At 64.5% G+C, this 19,119-nt stretch carries 16 protein-coding genes; 11 read left to right on the forward strand and 5 right to left on the reverse strand.

Annotated elements, in window-relative coordinates:
* The first annotated feature begins 36 nt into the window (after nt 1–36).
* Nucleotides 37–1,242 (forward strand): DesA family fatty acid desaturase, encoded by a 1,206-nt coding sequence (locus tag ASC45_RS08960; RefSeq protein ID WP_055450705.1) that lies wholly within the window; start codon nt 37–39, stop codon nt 1,240–1,242.
* A 182-nt stretch (nt 1,243–1,424) separates the two neighbouring features.
* Here the strand turns inward: ASC45_RS08960 and rpmG are convergent, their stop codons facing one another.
* The 3 genes from rpmG to trxB all read right to left on the reverse strand — a co-directional run bounded on the left by rpmG (nt 1,425) and on the right by trxB (nt 2,955).
* The gene (gene rpmG / locus ASC45_RS08965; RefSeq protein ID WP_055450706.1) at nt 1,425–1,595 is read right to left on the reverse strand and encodes a 50S ribosomal protein L33; all 171 of its coding nucleotides are present in this window, start codon (nt 1,593–1,595) and stop codon (nt 1,425–1,427) included.
* Nucleotides 1,596–1,630: 35 nt separating this feature from the next.
* Nucleotides 1,631–1,864, reverse strand: a complete 234-nt coding sequence (gene rpmB, locus ASC45_RS08970; protein WP_013106704.1) for a 50S ribosomal protein L28 — start codon at nt 1,862–1,864, stop codon at nt 1,631–1,633.
* 134 nt (nt 1,865–1,998) lie between these two features.
* Nucleotides 1,999–2,955 (reverse strand): thioredoxin-disulfide reductase, encoded by a 957-nt coding sequence (trxB, locus tag ASC45_RS08975; RefSeq protein WP_141655766.1) that lies wholly within the window; start codon nt 2,953–2,955, stop codon nt 1,999–2,001.
* 203 nt (nt 2,956–3,158) lie between these two features.
* Here trxB and ASC45_RS08980 point away from each other — a divergent pair, with 203 nt between their 5' ends.
* From ASC45_RS08980 to ASC45_RS09015, 8 genes are all read left to right on the forward strand, one after another.
* Nucleotides 3,159–3,830 carry a Crp/Fnr family transcriptional regulator gene (locus ASC45_RS08980; RefSeq protein WP_055450708.1) on the forward strand — a complete coding sequence of 224 codons (672 nt, stop codon included), beginning with the start codon at nt 3,159–3,161 and terminating at the stop codon, nt 3,828–3,830.
* Nucleotides 3,831–3,993: 163 nt separating this feature from the next.
* Nucleotides 3,994–6,342 carry a DNA translocase FtsK gene (locus tag ASC45_RS08985; RefSeq protein WP_055450709.1) on the forward strand — a complete coding sequence of 783 codons (2,349 nt, stop codon included), beginning with the start codon at nt 3,994–3,996 and terminating at the stop codon, nt 6,340–6,342.
* A 42-nt stretch (nt 6,343–6,384) separates the two neighbouring features.
* Nucleotides 6,385–7,053, forward strand: a complete 669-nt coding sequence (gene lolA / locus ASC45_RS08990; RefSeq protein ID WP_167344848.1) for an outer membrane lipoprotein periplasmic chaperone LolA — start codon at nt 6,385–6,387, stop codon at nt 7,051–7,053.
* 5 nt (nt 7,054–7,058) lie between these two features.
* Nucleotides 7,059–8,459 carry a replication-associated recombination protein A gene (locus ASC45_RS08995; RefSeq protein WP_055450710.1) on the forward strand — a complete coding sequence of 467 codons (1,401 nt, stop codon included), beginning with the start codon at nt 7,059–7,061 and terminating at the stop codon, nt 8,457–8,459.
* A 360-nt stretch (nt 8,460–8,819) separates the two neighbouring features.
* The gene (locus ASC45_RS09000; RefSeq protein ID WP_055450711.1) at nt 8,820–9,752 is read left to right on the forward strand and encodes a branched-chain amino acid ABC transporter permease; all 933 of its coding nucleotides are present in this window, start codon (nt 8,820–8,822) and stop codon (nt 9,750–9,752) included.
* 11 nt (nt 9,753–9,763) lie between these two features.
* Nucleotides 9,764–10,885, forward strand: a complete 1,122-nt coding sequence (locus ASC45_RS09005) for an ABC transporter permease subunit (protein WP_055450712.1) — start codon at nt 9,764–9,766, stop codon at nt 10,883–10,885.
* The gene (locus ASC45_RS09010) at nt 10,882–11,655 is read left to right on the forward strand and encodes an ABC transporter ATP-binding protein (protein WP_055450713.1); all 774 of its coding nucleotides are present in this window, start codon (nt 10,882–10,884) and stop codon (nt 11,653–11,655) included. Before ASC45_RS09005 ends, ASC45_RS09010 begins: the two co-directional genes overlap by 4 nt.
* A 2-nt stretch (nt 11,656–11,657) precedes the next feature.
* Nucleotides 11,658–12,371: an ABC transporter ATP-binding protein gene (locus ASC45_RS09015; RefSeq protein ID WP_055450714.1), complete on the forward strand. Its 714-nt coding sequence runs from the start codon at nt 11,658–11,660 to the stop codon at nt 12,369–12,371.
* Between the two features lie 60 nt (nt 12,372–12,431).
* Here ASC45_RS09015 and ASC45_RS09020 read toward each other — a convergent pair whose 3' ends face one another.
* Entirely contained in the window at nt 12,432–13,463 is a 1,032-nt protein-coding gene (locus ASC45_RS09020) for a CDP-6-deoxy-delta-3,4-glucoseen reductase (protein WP_055450715.1), read from the reverse strand.
* 24 nt (nt 13,464–13,487) lie between these two features.
* Here ASC45_RS09020 and ASC45_RS09025 point away from each other — a divergent pair, with 24 nt between their 5' ends.
* Complete coding sequence (locus ASC45_RS09025) at nt 13,488–14,402, forward strand: SDR family oxidoreductase (RefSeq protein WP_082454345.1); 915 nt, start codon at nt 13,488–13,490, stop codon at nt 14,400–14,402.
* Here the strand turns inward: ASC45_RS09025 and ASC45_RS09030 are convergent.
* Nucleotides 14,392–17,385, reverse strand: a complete 2,994-nt coding sequence (locus ASC45_RS09030; RefSeq protein WP_055450717.1) for an Rne/Rng family ribonuclease — start codon at nt 17,383–17,385, stop codon at nt 14,392–14,394. The genes ASC45_RS09025 and ASC45_RS09030 overlap by 11 nt on opposite strands.
* Nucleotides 17,386–18,126: 741 nt before the next feature.
* On the opposite strand from ASC45_RS09030, the gene ASC45_RS09035 reads away from it, so the two are divergent.
* Nucleotides 18,127–19,116 carry an RluA family pseudouridine synthase gene (locus tag ASC45_RS09035; protein WP_055450718.1) on the forward strand — a complete coding sequence of 330 codons (990 nt, stop codon included), beginning with the start codon at nt 18,127–18,129 and terminating at the stop codon, nt 19,114–19,116.
* Nucleotides 19,117–19,119: the final 3 nt, after the last annotated feature.

Below are 19,119 nucleotides of genomic sequence, written 5' to 3' on the forward strand. Positions count from 1 at the left end.
AGTTCCAATCGCGTTGTATCGATCTGAAAGTTTCTGATGTTTGATGTGTTTTTGACTTGGGCCGGACACGGCCTGTTGCAGGCTTCCTGGTGGCAAATCGCGCTATTTGCACTGATCACCACGCATATCACCATTGCGTCCGTCACCATTTTTCTGCACCGGGCGCAGGCGCATCGGGCTCTTGAATTGCATCCGGTGGCCTCGCATTTCTTCCGCTTCTGGCTCTGGTTCACCACCGGCATGGTCACGAAGGAATGGGTGGCCATCCACCGCAAGCATCACGCCAAATGCGAGACCGCCGACGACCCGCACAGCCCGGTGACGCGAGGCATCGATACGGTTTTGCTGCGCGGCGCCGAGTTGTATCGCGCCGAATCGAAAAATGCCGAGACATTGAGCAAGTTCGGGCATGGCACGCCCGACGACTGGCTGGAGCGCAACGTCTATTCCCGTTATGCCTGGCAGGGGGTCGGGTTGCTGCTCATTCTCGACGTCCTGTTGTTCGGCGCCATCGGCGCCACCGTCTGGGCCGTGCAGATGCTGTGGATTCCGATCTGGGCGGCCGGGGTCATCAATGGCCTGGGGCACTGGTGGGGCTACCGCAACTTCGCCGCGCGCGACAGCAGTCACAACATCTCGCCCTGGGGCCTGCTGATCGGCGGTGAAGAGCTGCACAACAATCACCACACCTACCCGACCTCGGCCAAGCTGTCGGTGAAATGGTGGGAATTCGATATCGGTTGGGCCTATATCCGCGCGCTGTCGTGGGTGGGTCTGGCCAAGCCCCGCAAATTGCCGCCGCAGTTTCGCCTGGGCGAAGTGCGCGCCGAGGTGGATCAGCTCACGTTGCAGGCCGTCATTGCCAATCGTTATGAAGTGATGGCGCGTTACGCGGCAGAGCTGCGCACGACCCTCAAGGCAGAACTGGCGCGTGCAGCCGAGCAGGGCGCTGCGGCCAATCTGCCGGTCTTGCGCGCTGCCCGGCGCTGGATCGGGATGGAGCGTGAGATTCTCTGCGAACGCTCGCGCGCTCTGGTGGATGCTGCAGCCAACGCCAGCCCCAACCTGAGCAAGTTGCTGCACATGCGCGAAGAGCTTAAGGCGGTGTGGGAACAGACCAATCTGAACGCCGAACAACTGCGCCTCAAATTGCAGGATTGGTGCCACCGTGCCGAAGACAGCGGCGTGACGGCGCTCAGGGAACTGTCGTTGCGCATGAGGCGATATACCCCGGCCGTCTGAAGGTCGCCCTTGGGAAGGGCGGGAGGCTGAGCCTCGTTGCCCCTGCTGTGGGCGAGTCTTCATCTACCGACTCATGCCATGCAAGGCAGACGCCCATGAAAAATCCGCTGTTCTGACCGCCAACCTCTCAAGGTGGCGGCAGATACAGCGGATCGTTCTGGCTTGCGGGTCAGCCGATCAACTTATTTGATCTTGCCTTCCTTGTAGCTCACATGCTTGCGCGCGACCGGATCGAACTTCATGATTTCGATCTTTTCGGGGGTGGTGCGCTTGTTCTTGGTGGTGGTGTAGAAATGGCCGGTGCCCGCAGAGGATTCCAGCTTGATTTTTTCGCGTCCGCCTTTGGTTGCCATGTTGGGCTCCGTGTGGTTCTAGAGAAAAGCGACGATCAAATCTCGCCGCGCGAGCGCAGCTCGGCCAGCACGACGTCGATGCCTTTTTTGTCGATGGTGCGCAGGCCCGAGCTCGTCACGCGCAGGCGCACGAAGCGGTTCTCGCTCTCCACCCAGAAACGGCGATATTGCAGATTGGGCAGGAAGCGGCGCTTGGTCTTGTTGTTGGCGTGGGACACATTGTTCCCGACCATCGGCCCTTTACCTGTCACTTGACACACTCGTGCCATGGCACACCTCAAAATTTTGTAGAACAAAAGCTAAAGATTATAACCGGAAAGATCCGCTTGTCCATGGGTTCCTAAGCCCGACAGGCTCCTAGGCCGACCCGTGATCGCTCAAAGGTCGGCGTTTTGGGCAAACCTCAGGACTCCGCATTCTCCAGATAGCGCTGCGCGTCCAGGGCGGCCATGCAGCCCGTGCCGGCGCTGGTGATGGCCTGCCGGTAGACGTGATCCTGCACGTCGCCCGCCGCGAAGACGCCGGGCACACTGGTTGCGGTGGCCATGCCTTCGTTGCCGCCTCGGGTGATGATGTAGCCGTCTTTCATCTCGAGCTGGCCCTTGAAGATGTCGGTGTTGGGCTGATGGCCGATGGCGATGAAGCAGCCGGCAAGCGTGATGTCTTCGTCGGCGCCGGTCTGGCTGTTGCGGATGCGCACGCCGGTCACGCCGCTGTCGTCGCCGAGCACTTCCTGCAGCTCGCTCCAGAGCTTGAGTTCGACCTTGCCTTCAGCAGCGCGCGCCATCAGCTTGTCGACCAGAATGGGTTCGGCGCGAAACTTGTCGCGGCGATGGATGACGGTCACCTTGCTGGCGATATTGGCCAGATAGAGTGCTTCTTCCACGGCCGTGTTGCCGCCCCCCACAACGCACACCGGTTGGTTGCGATAGAAAAAGCCGTCGCAGGTGGCGCAGCCCGAGACGCCCTTGCCCATGAAGGCCTGTTCGGTGGGCAGGCCCAGGTATTTGGCGGAGGCCCCAGTGGCAATGATCAGGGTGTCGCAGGTGTAGACCCCGCTGTCGCCTTCCAGGCGGATGGGCTTTTCGTTCAGGTGGGCGGTGTGAATGTGATCGAACACGATCTCCGTGTTGAATCGCTCGGCATGCGCCTGGAAACGGGCCATGAGATCAGGGCCCTGCACGCCGTCCACGTCGGCAGGCCAGTTGTCGACTTCGGTGGTGGTCATGAGCTGCCCACCTTGCGCGAGACCGGTGATGAGCAGCGGGTTGAGGTTGGCGCGGGCGGCGTAAACCGCGGCGCTGTAACCGGCAGGGCCGGAGCCCAGAATGAGCACTTTGGCGTGTTTCGATGTCATGATGTGTGAGAAAATTGAGGCTTGAGCCCATCAAAAGAGAGAAGCGCCCGCTTTGTCGCTATTTGCTGAACATGCGGCAAGCAGCAATCGCGCAATGCGCAAGATTTTAGGAGCGCTGGGCGCGGGGGTTTGACGCAAGGCTAATTCCTGGCTGCTCGATCCCGTTGTTCCCCATCACTCTGCCGCTGTGCAAACTGGAGAAACAGATGTCGCAAATCACCGATATTGACCTGGTTCGGCGCGTGCCGCTGTTTGCCGTGCTCACCGAATCGCAGGCCTGGTCGATTTCGCAATCCATCGTCAAGAGGCGCTACAAGCGCGGGGAAAACATCGTCGAGCAGGGCAGCAAGTCCAACGCCCTGTTCATCCTGCTGTCGGGCCGGGCGCGGGTGGTGAGCATGGACGCCAAGGGCCGCGAGGTCATCATCGCCGTGCTCCACGCCGGCGACTACATCGGTGAGATGAGCCTGATCGACGGCGAGCCGCACAGTGCAACTGTTCAGGCCGAAGTTCAGACCGATGTGATGATGCTCGGCCGCGTGGCCTTTCTGCAGTGCCTGCCCGAGAATACAAGCATGTCCTTCGCCATCATGCGGGGACTGGCGCTGCGGCTGCGACGGGCCGACCGCAAGATCGAATCGCTGGCCTTGATGGATGTCTACGGCCGCGTGGCGCGCGCGCTGATGGAACTCACCGATGTGATGCAGAACGAGCATTTGATCCGCAACAAGCTCTCGCGCCAGGATCTGGCCAAGATGGTCGGGGCCTCGCGCGAGATGGTCAGCCGGGTGATGAAAGACTTTGAACAGCAGGGCTTTGTGGTCGAGCGCGAGGATGGCAGCATGCTGATCCGCGAACATCTGTCCAGCTTGCTGTGATTGTGGTTCCCGGGAGCCCCGGGAAGGCGCGCACGCCCTATCGTCTGGTCGGCTGAGACAGACGGGCAGGGCCTGTTGACCCCATGTTGGCCTTGCTGCCCATGCGGTAGTCGAGGGCGGCACAATGTGATGCGATGCATCACCCCGGATTTTGAACACCCCCATGCCGAAAATCGATACACGACGCCGTTCCGCCGCGACGGCTTCCCGCTCCGAGCCACGCAGTCGCCTGCAGCGGTTTGCCGGTGAAGTTCGCCTGACCGCTGCGTTCATTGGCTGGATCCTGCTCAGCCTCAGCCTGTTGAGCTTTCACAAGACCGATCCGTCCTGGTCCAGCTCGGGTACCGATGGCCATGTGGCCAACTGGGTCGGGGTGCTCGGGGCCTGGTTGTCCGACATTGCCTACTTTCTGCTCGGCTATTCGGCGCTCTGGCTGATCCCCCTGGGGCTGTACGGCTTGCTGCGCATGTGGCGCCGGACACAGGCCGAGCCGTCGCCAGTGGAAGAGCCGGTGTCCGCGAGCCGGTGGCGCAAGCTGCAGCCCGTGGCCGCCGTCGCAGGATTGCTGCTGCTGCCGCTATCGAGCGCGGCGCTGGAGGCCACAAGGCTGTGGAGCCTGGCCCGTGGCCTGCCCGGCGAAGCTGGTGGCCTGCTGGGCCATGCTTGCGGCATGGCGGTGGATACCCTGCTGGGCGACACCGGAGGCACGCTGGTGCTCCTCGTCGTCTTTCTGTTTTCGCTGAGTTGGGTCGGTCATTTTTCGTGGGCCGATGCGGCCGAACGTCTGGGCGGCTGGATCGAGCGGCTGTGGACCTGGCAGCGCGACCGGCGTGGGCGTGAGGACGATGTGCTGGCGGGGCAGCAGGCCATGCAGGAGCGCGAGAAGGAAGTCGAACTGCAGCGGCCTCTGGCGGAGGAGCGCGACGTGCTGGCCCCGGTGCTCATCGAGCCTTCGGTGGCGTTCGTGCCGCCATCGCCCCGCGTCATGAAGGAAAAGCAGAAGCCGCTGTTCAATGAATTGCCCGATTCGGCCCTGCCGGCGCTGAGTCTGCTCGATGCCGCCCCGGCGGTGCAGGCGGAGACCGTCAGCCACGAGACGCTGGAATTCACCTCGCGGCTGATCGAGAAAAAGCTCAAGGACTTTGGCGTGGAGGTGCGGGTGGTGGCGGCCTATCCCGGCCCGGTGATCACGCGCTACGAGGTGGAACCTGCCACCGGCGTGAAGGGCTCGCAGATCGTCAACCTCTCGCGCGACCTGGCGCGGGCCCTGTCGCTTGTGAGCATCCGCGTGGTCGAGACCATTCCGGGCAAGAACACCATGGCGCTGGAGTTGCCCAATGCCAAGCGGCAGACCATCAAGCTGTCGGAAATTCTGGGTTCCAACAACTACCACGAAGCCGCCTCGATGCTGACCCTGGGGCTGGGCAAGGACATCGTGGGCAACCCGGTCGTGGCCGATCTGGCCAAGATGCCGCACCTGCTGGTGGCGGGCACCACCGGCTCGGGCAAGTCCGTCGGTGTCAACGCCATGATTCTGAGCCTGCTGTACAAGGCCGAGCCCAGCGATGTGCGCCTGATCCTGATCGATCCGAAGATGCTCGAACTCAGCGTGTACGACGGCATTTCGCATCTGCTCGCGCCCGTGGTGATCGACATGAAACAGGCAGCTCAGGCGCTGAACTGGTGCGTGGGCGAAATGGAGCGGCGCTACAAGCTCATGAGCAAGCTCGGCGTGCGCAATCTGGCGGGCTACAACACCAAGGTGCAGGAGGCCCGGGCGCGCGGCGAACCTCTGACCAACCCGTTCAGCCTCACCCCCGAGTCGCCCGAGCCGCTGGAGAAGCTGCCCAACATCGTGGTCGTCATCGACGAACTGGCCGATCTGATGATGGTGGTGGGCAAGAAGATCGAGGAACTCATCGCGCGTCTGGCGCAGAAGGCGCGGGCTTCGGGCATCCATCTCATCCTGGCCACCCAGCGTCCCAGCGTGGACGTGATCACCGGGCTGATCAAGGCCAATATTCCCACCCGCATGGCCTTCCAGGTGTCGAGCAAGATCGATTCGCGCACCATCCTCGACCAGATGGGCGCGGAGAGTCTGCTGGGCATGGGCGACATGCTTTACCTGCCGCCCGGCTCGGGCATGCCGCAGCGGGTGCACGGCGCCTTCGTCAGCGACGCCGAAGTGCACCGCGTGGTCGAAGACATCAAGAGCCGCGGCGGGCCGAACTATCTCGACGGCATCCTCACGGGCGAGGAAGACCTGGAAGGTGCCGGAGGCGCGCTGGGCGGTGCGGGCCAGGCCGACGGCGAGAGCGATCCGCTCTACGATCAGGCGGTTCAGATCGTGCTGCAGCACCGCAAGGCGTCGATTTCTCTGGTGCAGCGTCATCTGCGCATCGGCTACAACCGTTCTGCCAGACTGTTGGAACAGATGGAGCAATCCGGACTGGTATCGGCGCTGACCGCCAATGGCAATCGCGACATCCTGGTGCCGGTGCGGCCGGAATGAGCCTGCGGCTGCGCCGCGCCTGTCTAACGGACTTGAAAAACCATGACCATGATTTCCCTGATCGCCCGCCGCAGGGCATTGCTGCGTGCCGCTTTGCTGGTCGGCGCGCTGCTCGCTGCGGCCGCGCCCGCCGCAATGGCCGCCACCTCGGTGCAGTTGCTCGAACAATGGCTCAAGCAGACCCGGGGCGGCAGCGCCCAGTTCACGCAGACCGTGAGCAACCCCAAGGGCCCGGCGCAGGCGCCCGCGGCGGGGCAGTTTGCCTTCGAGCGCCCCGACCGCTTCCGCTGGGACTACACCAAGCCCTATGCCCAGGTCATCGTCAGCGACGGCAAGCAGCTCTGGACCTATGACCACGACCTCGATCAGGTGACGATCACCCCGGTCACGCAGGCCTTCAAGGGCACGCCGGCCGCCATCTTCGCCGGTACCGATCTGACCCGGCTATTCACCTTGCAGGCCCTGCCCGATGCCAACGATCTGCAATGGGTGCAGGCCACGCCCCAGGCCAAGGACAGCAACTTCGACTGGATTCGCATCGGCCTGCGCTCCACAATGCAGGGCCCGGAGGTCGTCGAGCTTCAACTGCGCGATGCCTTCGGTCAGGTTTCCACCATGCGGTTCAGCGCCATCAAGAGCAACCCGGTGTTCGCTGCCGACAGCTTCCACTTCACCCCGCCGAAAGGGGCCTCGGTCATCCGCCAGCCCTGATCGCCATGCCACGCAGCCCCGGCCTGTTCGACGACGCCGAGCCGCCCGCCGCCGCGCCAGCCGGGGCGGCCGCGTCGGCACACGCGCCGCTTGCCGAGCGGCTGCGGCCGCACCGGCTCGACGACGTGGTGGGCCAGCGCCACCTGCTTGGGCCCGGCAAGCCGCTGCGCGTGGCGTTCGAGACGCGCCGGCTGCACTCCATGCTGTTCTGGGGGCCTCCCGGCGTGGGCAAGACCACGCTGGCGCGCTTGATGGCCGATGCCTTCGATGCCGACTTTCTGCCTCTCTCGGCGGTGCTCGCCGGGGTGAAGGACATCCGCGACGCGGTGGCACAGGCCCAGGCCGCGCAGCAAAGGGGACGCGCCACCATCGTGTTCGTCGACGAGGTGCACCGGTTCAACAAGAGCCAGCAGGATGCGTTTCTGCCGCATGTCGAGTCCGGGCTGTTCACCTTCATAGGCGCGACCACCGAGAACCCGTCGTTCGAGGTCAACAGCGCCCTGCTGTCGCGCGCCGTGGTCTATGTGCTCGAACCGCTGGACGACGCCGACCTGCAGTTGCTGATGCAGCGCGCGCTGGCGGGCAGCGGGGTCGAGTCCATCGAGCCCGCCGCGGCGCAGCGCCTGATGCGCCACGCCGACGGCGACGCCCGTCGCCTGCTGGGCGCACTGGAACTGGCGCTTCAGGCGGCGCAGCGCGCGGCGCAGACCACCCTGAGCGCCGACTTGCTGGAGCAGACTCTGGGCGCCACCCTGTTGCGCTTCGACAAGGGAGGCGAGCAGACCTACGACCTGATCTCGGCGCTGCACAAATCGGTGCGAGGCTCAGATGTGAACGCCTCGCTCTACTGGTTCGCGCGCATGCTCGAGGGTGGCGCCGATCCCCGTTATCTGGCTCGTCGGCTGATCCGCATGGCGGTGGAGGACATCGGCTTGGCCGACCCCAAGGCGCTGACCCTCGCGCTCGAAGCGGCGCAGACCTACGAGCGCCTGGGCAGCCCGGAGGGTGAACTGGCGCTCGCCGAGGCCGTCGTCTATCTCGCCGTCACCCCCAAGTCGAACGCGGTCTACAAGGCCTACAACGCCGCACGCGCCTTCGCCCGCGAGCAGGGCACCCAGCCCGTGCCATTGCATCTGCGCAACGCGCCGACCAAGCTGATGAAGAACCTGGGCTACGGCCGTGACTATCGCTATGCCCATGACGAACCCGATGCCTTTGCCGCCGGTGAAACCTACTTCCCGGACGGCATGGCCCCACCGCGCTTCTACCAACCGACAACGCGTGGGGTGGAAGAGCGCATCGCCCGGCGGCTGCACGATCTGGCCGAGCGCAATGCCCAACGCGGCACGGTGTCATCTTCTGCCGCAGAAGACGACAGTGCCGCAACGGCGCCATCTGGTGACTGAGAAGGATCAAGCTGCGGGTTGACCCGATGCAGGGTGAGCCTTTCGAGGCAGTTATCATCGCGCCACCCAAAAAAGCAGGTGGCCAGGATAGCCCGGCCCCCAGAGAAGATCATGAAGCCTGTTCACCCCCGCCCGGCGCTGCCTGTGCCGGGTCTGGCCGTGCCCAACCACGGGTTCGCCCGCTTCGCGTCCGGCACGGTGTCGATTTCACGCGTCTTGCTTTCACAGCCTGCACCGCAACGGTGCGGCAGCGTCGGCATGCCGCTTGCTTTCAACCCCGATTCCCTGGTTTCACTCCGGCAGCTCCAAAAGAGTTCAGCCGTTACTCACTAGCCATCCGCTCGTCAGGAGATTGCAGGTATGGATATCTTTCTTCAGCAGATCGTCAACGGTCTGGTTCTGGGCAGCATGTATGCCCTGATCGCTCTCGGCTACACCATGGTGTACGGCATCGTCAACCTCATCAATTTTGCGCATGGGGACGTGATGATGGTGGGGGCGCTCACGGCCTACACCGTGTTCAAGGTGCTCGATCACGTGGCGCCGCATCTGCCCGGCTGGCTGACGGTGATCATTGCCCTGATCATCGCCATGCTGGCGACTGGCGTGCTCAACTACTTCATCGAGCGCATCGCCTACCGGCCGCTGCGCAACGCGCCCAAGCTGGCGCCGCTGATCACGGCTATCGGCATGTCCATCCTGCTGGAGACGCTGGCCATGATCATCTGGGGGCGCGACTACAAGGTGTTCCCGGCGGGCTTGCTGCCGAGCAACGTCATCAACGTCGCTGGCATTGTCATCACCCCGGTGCAGATCATGATTCTGGTGGTCACCGCCGTGCTGCTGGCGGGGCTGACCTGGCTGGTCAACCACACCAAGCTGGGCCGCGCGATGCGCGCCACGGCGGAGAATCCGCGCGTGGCCTCGCTCATGGGGGTGAATCCGAACTTCGTGATTTCGTCGGCCTTCGTGATCGGTGCCATGCTCGCGGCCATTGCCGGGGTGATGTGGTTCGCCAACTTCGCCACCGCCAACTTTTACATGGGTTTCACGCCGGGTCTGAAGGCCTTTACCGCGGCGGTGCTGGGCGGTATCGGCAACCTCTCGGGCGCGATGCTCGGAGGCATTCTGCTTGGCCTGATCGAGGTGCTCGGTGCGGGCTATATCGGCACTTTCACCGGCGGGATTTTCGGCAGCAACTACCAGGACATCTTCGCCTTCATCGTGTTGATTCTGGTGCTGACCCTGCGCCCGCAAGGCCTGCTGGGTGAGCGCGTGGCCGATCGCGCCTGAGGAGACCGAACATGCAAAAGCAAAGGAATTGGGTCTGGGTCGTTGCGGGTGCCGCAGCGCTCATCGCGCTGCCCATGGTGCTGCAGATCGCCGGTGACGCCTGGGTGCGGATCGCGGCATTCGCCATGCTCTACATCATGCTGGCGCTCGGCCTGAACATCGTGGTCGGCCTGGCCGGTCTGCTCGATCTGGGCTATATCGCGTTCTATGCGGTGGGGGCGTATCTGTACGCACTGCTGTCGTCCAACCAGCTCACGAGCAATTTCGATGCGCTGGGGGCGATGTTTCCCAACGGTTTCGACGTGTCGATCTGGCTGGTCATTCCGATGGCGGCGGCCCTGGCGGCCGGTGCGGGCATTCTGCTGGGCACGCCGGTGCTCAAGCTGCGCGGCGACTACCTGGCCATCGTGACCCTGGGGTTCGGTGAGATCATCCGTATTTTCATGAACAACCTGAACGCGCCGGTGAACATCACCAACGGCCCGCAGGGCATTTCCGGCATTCATGGCATTCGCCTGTTCGGCTGGGATCTGAATCAGAACATCGACATCGGCAGTTTCACCATACCCTCGGTGGCGCAGTATTACTACCTGTTCCTGGTGCTGGTGGTATGCGTGGTGATTCTGAGCTACCGCCTGCAGGACTCGCGCATCGGCCGCGCGTGGATGGCGATGCGCGAAGATGAAATCGCCGCCAAGGCCATGGGCATCAACACCCGCAACATGAAGCTGCTGGCGTTTTCGATGGGGGCGACTTTCGGCGGCGTGGCCGGGGTCATGTTCTCGGCCTTCCAGGGCTTTGTCTCGCCCGAGTCGTTCTCGCTGCTTGAGTCGATCATCGTGCTGGCCATGGTGGTGATCGGCGGCATGGGGCACATCCCCGGGGTCATTCTGGGCGCCGTGATGCTGTCGGTGCTGCCCGAAGCGCTGCGCTACATGGGCTTCATCTCCGACTGGCAGCAGCACGCCTTCGGCCATGTGTATATCGACAGCGGCATTCTGCGTCAGCTTATCTACGCCCTGGCCATGATCATCATCATGATCATGCGGCCCAAAGGCCTGTGGCCTGCGCCCGAACACGGCAAGAGCTTCGCCAAACTGCCCACCCCGTTGCAGGAAGGAGGCAAGGCATGAGCGATACCTCCGTGTTGCGCGTGAGCGGCGCGTCCAAGCGCTTTGGCGGCCTGCAGGCTCTGAGCGACGTGGGCATCCAGATCGACCGTGGCCAGATCTATGGTCTGATCGGCCCCAACGGTGCGGGCAAGACGACGTTCTTCAACGTCATCACCGGGCTGTATCCGCCGGATTCGGGCGACTTCATCCTGGCCGGCAAGCCCTACAAACCGGCGGCGGTGCATCAGGTGGCGCGCGAGGGCATCGCGCGGACGTTTCAGAACATCCGCCTGTTCCCCGACATGACGGCGCTGGAGAACGTGATGGTGGGCCGGCATGTGCGTACCAACAGCGCGCTCATCGGCGCGGTGTTCCGCACCCGCCACTTCCGCGATGAAGAGCGCTCCATCCGCGAACGTGCGCGCGACTTGCTGGCCTATGTGGGCATCGAGCGCTATGCCGATTTCCGCGCCCGCACGCTGTCGTATGGCGACCAGCGTCGCCTGGAAATCGCCCGCGCCCTGGCGACGGATCCGCAGTTGCTCGCACTCGATGAGCCCGCCGCCGGCATGAACGCGACGGAAAAGCTCCAGTTGCGCGAACTGCTCACCGCGATCCAGAAGGACGGCCGCACCATCCTGATCATCGAACACGATGTGAAGCTGGTCATGGGCCTATGCGACCGTGTGACCGTGCTCGATTACGGCAAGATCATTGCCGAGGGGGTGCCCGCCGAAGTGCAAAAGAATCCAAAAGTCATCGAAGCCTATCTGGGCGCAGGGGAGCACTGAGCATGTCCGAAACCGTACTCAAAATCACGGGCCTGCGCGTCTCCTACGGCGGTATCCAGGCGGTCAAAGGCGTCGACCTCGAAGTGCGCAAGGGCGAACTGGTGAGCCTCATCGGTGCCAATGGCGCAGGCAAGACCACCACCCTCAAGGCCATCACCGGCCTGCAGCCCATCACCGACGGCGAGGTTCACTACGCCGGCCGAACCATCAATGGCCAGGGAGCCTTCGATCTGGTGCGTCAGGGTTTGTGCATGGTGCCGGAGGGGCGCGGGGTGTTCACCCGCATGACCATTCAGGAAAACCTGCAGATGGGCGCCTATACCCGCAAGGACAAAGAGATCGACAGCGACATCGACAAGGTCTACGGCATCTTCCCGCGTCTGAAGGAACGCCGCGATCAGCTCGCCGGCACCATGTCGGGCGGTGAACAGCAGATGCTGGCCATGGGCCGCGCGCTGATGAGCCGCCCGCAGGTGCTGCTGCTCGATGAACCGTCGATGGGGCTGTCGCCCATCATGGTCGACAAGATCTTCGAAGTGGTCGAAGACATTTCCAAGCAGGGCGTGACCATTCTGCTGGTCGAACAGAACGCCAAGCGCGCACTGGGGCTGGCCGACCGCGGCTACGTCATGGACTCGGGGCAGGTGACCATGAGCGGGCCTGCGGACGAGCTTCTGCACGACCCGCGGGTGCGCGCGGCCTATCTCGGCGAGTAAGCGTCACACGCTCAAAAAAGGCCTGCATCAGCAGGCCTTTTTTGGTTTGCGCAGTCGCGTTCAGGCCTTTGCGCCCGCCTTGTCGGCTTCGGTGGTGAAGGCGTCGGCGAAGAAGGACTCTTCGGGCAGACCGCATTGCTGGGTGAAATCGCGCCGCGCGGCTTCGACCATGACAGGAGCGCCGCAGGCGTAGACCGCGTGCCCGGCGAGATCGAGCAGGTCGGCCATCACCGCCAGATGCACGAACCCGGTGCGCCCGGCCCAGTCGGTCTCGGGCTCCGAGAGCACGGGCACGAAGCGAAGATTGGGCATGGCCGCGCATTGCTGCTCGACCCAGTCGCGCATGTAGAGATCGGGTAACTTGCGACCGCCCCAGTAAAGCGTCACGGCGCGCTCGTCGGCGTTGGCGCGCATCTGCTCCAGCATGGCCTTGATCGGCGCGAAGCCCGTGCCAGAAGCCAGAAAGATCATCGGCTTGTGCTCGGGATCTTCGCGCAGAAAAAAGCTGCCGAACGGGCCCTCGATGCGCTGGATCTCCTTTTCCTTCATCGCGTTGAACACATGATCGGTGAACTTGCCGCCGGGCATGTGGCGCAGATGCAGTTCGATCTGGGGCGACTCGGTGGGCGCGTTCGCCATCGAGTAGCTGCGCCGCGCGCCATCGCGCAACAGAAACTGGACGTATTGCCCGGCGCGAAAGCGCAGCGGGTCGGCGGCGGGCAATTGCAGCATGACCCGCACCACATCGGGCGCCAGATGCTCGATGCTGCTTACGCGGGCCGGCATTTTTTTCACCGGAAATTCGCCCGCACCGACGACCTCGTGGCTTTCAATCACCACATCGGTGAGCGCCTTGGCGCGGCAGGCGAGAATGAAGCCCTGCGCATGTTCGGCCTCGCTCAGGGCCTTGAGCTGATGGGTTCCCAGGGCAATCTCGCCTTCGAGCAGCCTGCACTTGCACGATCCGCAGGCGCCGTCCTGGCAACCGTAAGGCAGACCGACGGATTGACGGATGGCGGCGGCGAGCAGGGTTTCTTCCGCCTCGGCGGTGTACTGATGGCCGCTGGGTTGAACGGTGACGAGATGGCTCATGAGAAGAATGACTGGATAGGAACTGTGAACGATAACTCTGGACGCGGCCGTGCCCGGCTGCTCATCGTGGGTTGCGGTGACATCGGCCTGCGGGTGGCTGCCCTGGCGCGCACACGCTACCGGCTGCTGGCGCTGACCTCCTCACCCCAGCGGCTGGAGCAACTGCGGGCCGCAGGCATCGTGCCCATCGTCGGCAATCTCGATCAGCCCGAGACGCTGTGGCGTCTGGCCCGGCTCGCGCCCCAGCGGGTCTTGATGCTGGCGCCGCCGGGCGAAACGGCTGGAGCACGCGATCTGCGAAGCCGCCACCTGATTTCCAGACTGAAACAGTCGGGCATCTTATCCGGCCCCGGGAAAAAAGCCTTGCGCGTGGTCTATGCCAGCACCACCGGGGTGTACGGCGATTGCGCGGGCGAGTGGGTGCCTGAAACCCGTCCGTGCAGACCGCAGACCGAACGCGCCCAGCGCCGATGCGATGCCGAGCGCCTCTGGCGCAGCGCAGGCGCCGCGCGAGGCTGGCGCGTCGGGCTGCTGCGGATACCGGGCATCTACGACGCGCAATCACGCTCTCCCAGGGCACGGCTCGAGCGGGGTCTTCCGGTGCTCGAGCCCGACGAGGACGTCTATACCAACCACATCCACGCCGATGACCTCGCCCGCCTCTGCCTTCTGGCGCTCGATCGTGCGAGGCCGGGCCGGGTCTACAACGTGAGCGATGACAGCGCGCTGCGCATGGGCGATTACTTCGATCTGGCCGCCGATCTGTACGGCCTTCCGCGGCCACGGCGCGTGGCCCGCGTGCAGGCTGAGCAGGCGGGCCTGAGCTCGATGATGCTCAGCTTCATGCGCGAGTCCCGAAGGCTGGACAACACGCGCATGAAGGCCGAACTCGGGGCGTGGCTGCGCTATGCCGATGTGAGCCTGGGGCTCAAGGCATAGGCTGATCGTTATCCGGCAGTTGCAGCCTGGGCAACGGGCGGACGGTTTCCACCAGAATCAGCGGGCCGTCGTCGAGCTTGGGCGCGGGCTTGCGCTCACGCGGCACGTGGATGGGGGCCGGTTGCGCTGCCAGTTCTTCCTGGACGCGACGGATGGCCTCGGCGTTGGACTGCACCCATTGCAGCCCCGCGGCCTGCGCGGTGGCCTGAAGGGCATCGACCGGAAGCACGTAGCTGGCGGCCGCTGCCGAAGCGCTCTCGCCGTCGTTCGCAACATGCGCAGAGGCCTGCAGCGCAGTGTCCGGGGTTGCCTCGATGGCAGGCTCGGCAGCCGCGAGATCGACGGCTGCGGGCTCGACCTCGACCGCAGGGGAGGCCGGGGCGGCCACCGGTTCGGCAGCGCGAGGAACATCGGGCGCTTCAGGTGCAAGCGGGGTCGATTCGTCAGCCGGGGCAGCGGCGGCGGTCGCGGCGACCGTACCCAAGACCAGCGGCGCGGCCAGCGAGCCGAAGCTGCGTCCGGTGTTTTCTCCGGCATCAGTCAAATCAGCTTCGGGCGCCGATTCAAGTGCCTCGGCGCCGATTGCGACGTTCTCTTCCGCCGCCCCCCCCTCACGACGACCACCCCGACGTCCGCGACCACGACGGCTGCGCGACTTGCGCTCGGTCTGGGCCTCGCCGCTGGCTTCTGCGGCGGGCGTGGCATCGTCGGCACTCTCGGCTGCTGCCTGGGCTTCGGCGGAGGCGGTCTCGATCCGTTCGACTTCAGGCGTGCCCTCGGCGGTTTCGCGGCGCGGGCGTCGATTGCCCCCACTGCCGTTCGTGCGGCCAGTACCTTCCGCGGCCGCGGCCTCAGGGGCTGTGTCGACGGCGGGCGTGGAAGCGGCTGCACGGTCCTTGCGCGCGGAGGCTTCTTCCGGTGCGCGTTCGCGTTTGCTGCGCTCGGTCTGGCCCTGCTGGCCGCGGGGCGGACGGGCGCGGGAGGCTGCGGATTCGGCCGAGGCGGTCTCGGCGGAGTCGCTGTTCACATTGGGGGTCTGGCGTTGGCGGGACTCACCTTGGCCTTCACGTTGGCGGTCTCGGCCACCGCGGCGGCGGTTGCCGTTCTGGCCGGAGGCGCCGCGTGGCCCGCGCTCGCTCCGTGCATCGGCCTTGGTCAGCGCGGGGGTGAGTGCAGGGGTTTGAGCCATCGGGGCCGTAGGCGCTTCAGATGCCGCCACCGAGGGCTGCGGCTCGCCCGAGAACAGGCGCTTGACCCAGCCGAAGAAGCCGCCGCCATTCGCTGCGGGCTGGGCGGCTGCGGGGATGGCGGCAGGGATGGGTGCTGCGGCCTCGGAAGGTGTCGGCTTGTCGGCGGCCGCTGCGGGCATGACGGGCGCCGGTCCTTCCGGGGTGATGCCCCGCACCAGGGCTTCCTGGCGCGGGCGCTGCTCTTTTTCGCGGCGGGTGATGGCGGTCTCTTCCTCGATGTCGTCGGCCATCTTGTAGCTGGTGGGCAGATTGTCCAGCCGCGGATCGTCGTGCTTGAGGCGCTCGAGCTTGTAGTTGGGCGTGTCGAGATGCTTGTTGGGAATGAGCAGCACCGACAGACGTTGGCGCAGTTCGATCTTGGTGATCTCGGCGCGCTTTTCATTGAGCAGGAAAGACGCGACCTCCACCGGCACCTGCACATGCACCGCGGCCGTGCCTTCCTTCATGGCCTCCTCCTGGATGATGCGCAGGATCTGCAGGGCGCTCGATTCGGTGTCGCGGATGTGACCGGTGCCATTGCAGCGCGGGCAGGTGACATAGGCGCCCTCGGAAAGAGCGGGGCGCAGGCGCTGGCGCGAGAGTTCGAGCAGGCCGAACTTGGAGATCTTGCTCACCTGCACGCGGGCGCGGTCCTGGCGCAGGGCGTCGCGCAGACGGTCTTCGACGGCGCGCTGGTTGCGCGGCTCTTCCATGTCGATGAAGTCGACCACGATCAGACCGCCCAGGTCGCGCAGCCGCATCTGTCGCGCGACCTCGTCGGCGGCTTCGAGATTGGTGCGCAGGGCGGTATCTTCGATGGCACTGCCGCGGGTGGATCGCGCGGAGTTGACGTCCACTGCGACCAGCGCTTCGGTGTGGTCGATGACGATGGCGCCACCGGCGGGCAGATTGACCGTGCGCGAATAGGCGGTCTCGATCTGCTGCTCGATCTGAAAGCGCGAGAACAGCGGCAGATCGTCACGGTAGCGTTTGACCCGCTCGACCGTGTCGGGCATGACGTGCAGCATGAACTGCCGCGCCTGCTCGAACACGTCCTCGGTATCGATCAGGATTTCGCCGATGTCGCTGGTGAAATAGTCGCGGATGGCGCGGATGACCAGCGACGATTCCTGGTAGATGAGGAACGCGCCCTTTTGCGTCTCCGAGGCGTCGCGCACGGCGCTCCACAACTTGAGCAGGTAGTTCAAATCCCACTGCAGTTCTTCCGCGGTGCGGCCGATGCCCGCGGTGCGGGCGATCAGGCTCATGCCTTCGGGATACTGGAGCTGGTCCATCGCTTCCCGCAGTTCCTGGCGGTCTTCGCCTTCGATGCGGCGGCTCACCCCACCGCCGCGAGGATTGTTGGGCATGAGCACCAGATAGCGCCCGGCGAGCGAGATGATGGTGGTCAGCGCAGCGCCCTTGTTGCCGCGCTCTTCCTTTTCCACCTGCACCAGCATTTCCTGACCCTCGCGGATCACGTCCTGAATGCGGGCCTGCGAGGGGGAGACGCCTTCCTTGAAATACTGACGCGAGATTTCCTTGAACGGCAGGAAGCCGTGGCGCTCTTCGCCATAGTCGACGAAGCAGGCTTCGAGCGAAGGCTCGACGCGCGTGACGACGGCCTTGTAGATATTGCCCTTGCGCTGTTCGCGCCCGGCCTGTTCGATGTCGATGTCGAGAAGTTTCTGTCCATCGACGATGGCCACGCGCAATTCTTCCGACTGCGTGGCGTTGAACAACATGCGTTTCATGTCAAAGCTCCTGGCCGCTTCAAGCGGCCGATACAAAGCGGGTGCCTGGGCACCCCCATGCGTTGATCGCCGGAGCTAAAACCAGACCGGGCACGCCGCGAAGGTGCGGCAATCCCGGCGGGCAGAATCAGACGGTGCTCATGCCACAAGCTCCGCCTCTCGGTCGGTCTCGATGTGCGTCGGGTTCGCGCCTGCGGACGTATGGCCCGGGCGCAACGATGCGCAGGCTGTTGCAACGATCGAGCGCAACAGCGGGAGAGGTGAGATTTCGCGGCAGGCGAGCACAAGCGGATTTCGCAGGCGACAGAAGCTCGCTGCGCAGAATCAGCGCGGCGATGCGGTCGAAGGCGAAGAGTCGATTCAAGGGTTCCAGATCCAGGATGGCAAAGCCGGGCGGTCGTCGCGGGCGTCAGACGCATTCGCGCGACGGCACACAGCAGGCTTTGGGCCAACGCTCATTTCGATGAAGTCCGTCCGAGTTGCTGCGACCGAAACCGGCCGCGCAGGCAAAACAGGCGGTGTGAAGCTGAATCTAAAATGACGGCCCTGTCATGGCAGATTCGCCGGTTCCGCATCGGCCCTTATCGGGTCGAGCGCGCAACACCGGCAGGAGAATCTGTCAGGTGGCAGTCTGTCCATTCTTGGCACGTCGCGCGGCTGCTTCATGCAAAACAACACGCAACCCCGCGGAAAGCTTGCCAAAATTCGCTCTTTCAGCTTCACGACTTCACGCCCGATTATATGCACACCGCGTCTTCCCCCCAGGTTCGGCTCCTCCAGGTCGGTGACGCGGGCGAGGGGCAGCGCCTGGACAACTTTCTCGCGCGTCACCTCAAGGGTGTGCCGCGCAGTCATATTCACCGCATCGTCCGCTCGGGCGAGGTCAGGGTCAACGGAGGCCGGGCGCGAGCCGAGCAGAAGCTGCAGTCCAGCGATCAGGTGCGGATTCCGCCGGTGCGCGTGGCGCAGCCCGATGCGCCACGCGCGGCACCCGCCCTGGAATTTCCCGTGGTGTTCGAAGACGATCACCTTCTGGCGATCAACAAGCCTGAGGGCGTAGCCGTGCACGGCGGATCGGGGGTGAGTTTCGGCGTCATCGAAGCGCTGCGGGCAGCGCGACCCCAGGCCAAATTCCTCGAACTGGTGCACAGGCTCGACCGCGATACCTCCGGCCTGTTGCTCATTGCCAAGAAGCGCAGCGCCTTGACGGCGCTGCATGCCGCGCTGCGCGAGCGCCACGCCGACAAGCGCTACCTCGCGCTGGTGGCCGGGCTGTGGACGCGCGGGGCCGTGACCGTCGATGCTCCGCTGCACAAATATCTGCTCGCCAACGGCGAACGTCGTGTGCGGGTCGATTCCGAGCAGGGACAGGCATCGCGCACGCAGTTTCGCCCGCAGGAGCAGTTCGCACTGAAGGGGCTGGAGGGGTGGAATGGGCTGACGTTGATGCAGGCCAGGCTGCTGACCGGGCGTACCCACCAGATCCGGGTGCATCTGGCCCACAGCGGACACCCCATTTTGGGCGACGACAAGTATGGGGACGACAGCCTGAATGCCGCCCTGGCTCGAGGGCAGACGGGTCTGCCGCCTTTGCGGCGCATGTTTTTACACGCTCAGAGCCTTGCCCTGGCCCACCCCGCCACGGGAGAGCGGCTTGAACTCCAGGCGCCACCGCCCGAGAGCTGGGTGCAATGGCTTCAACATTTGCGGGCACAATGCGCGCAGTCCTGACTT

Origin of the sequence: Thiomonas bhubaneswarensis, assembly GCF_001418255.1 — a bacterium.
Lineage (GTDB): Bacteria > Pseudomonadota > Gammaproteobacteria > Burkholderiales > Burkholderiaceae_C > Thiomonas > Thiomonas bhubaneswarensis.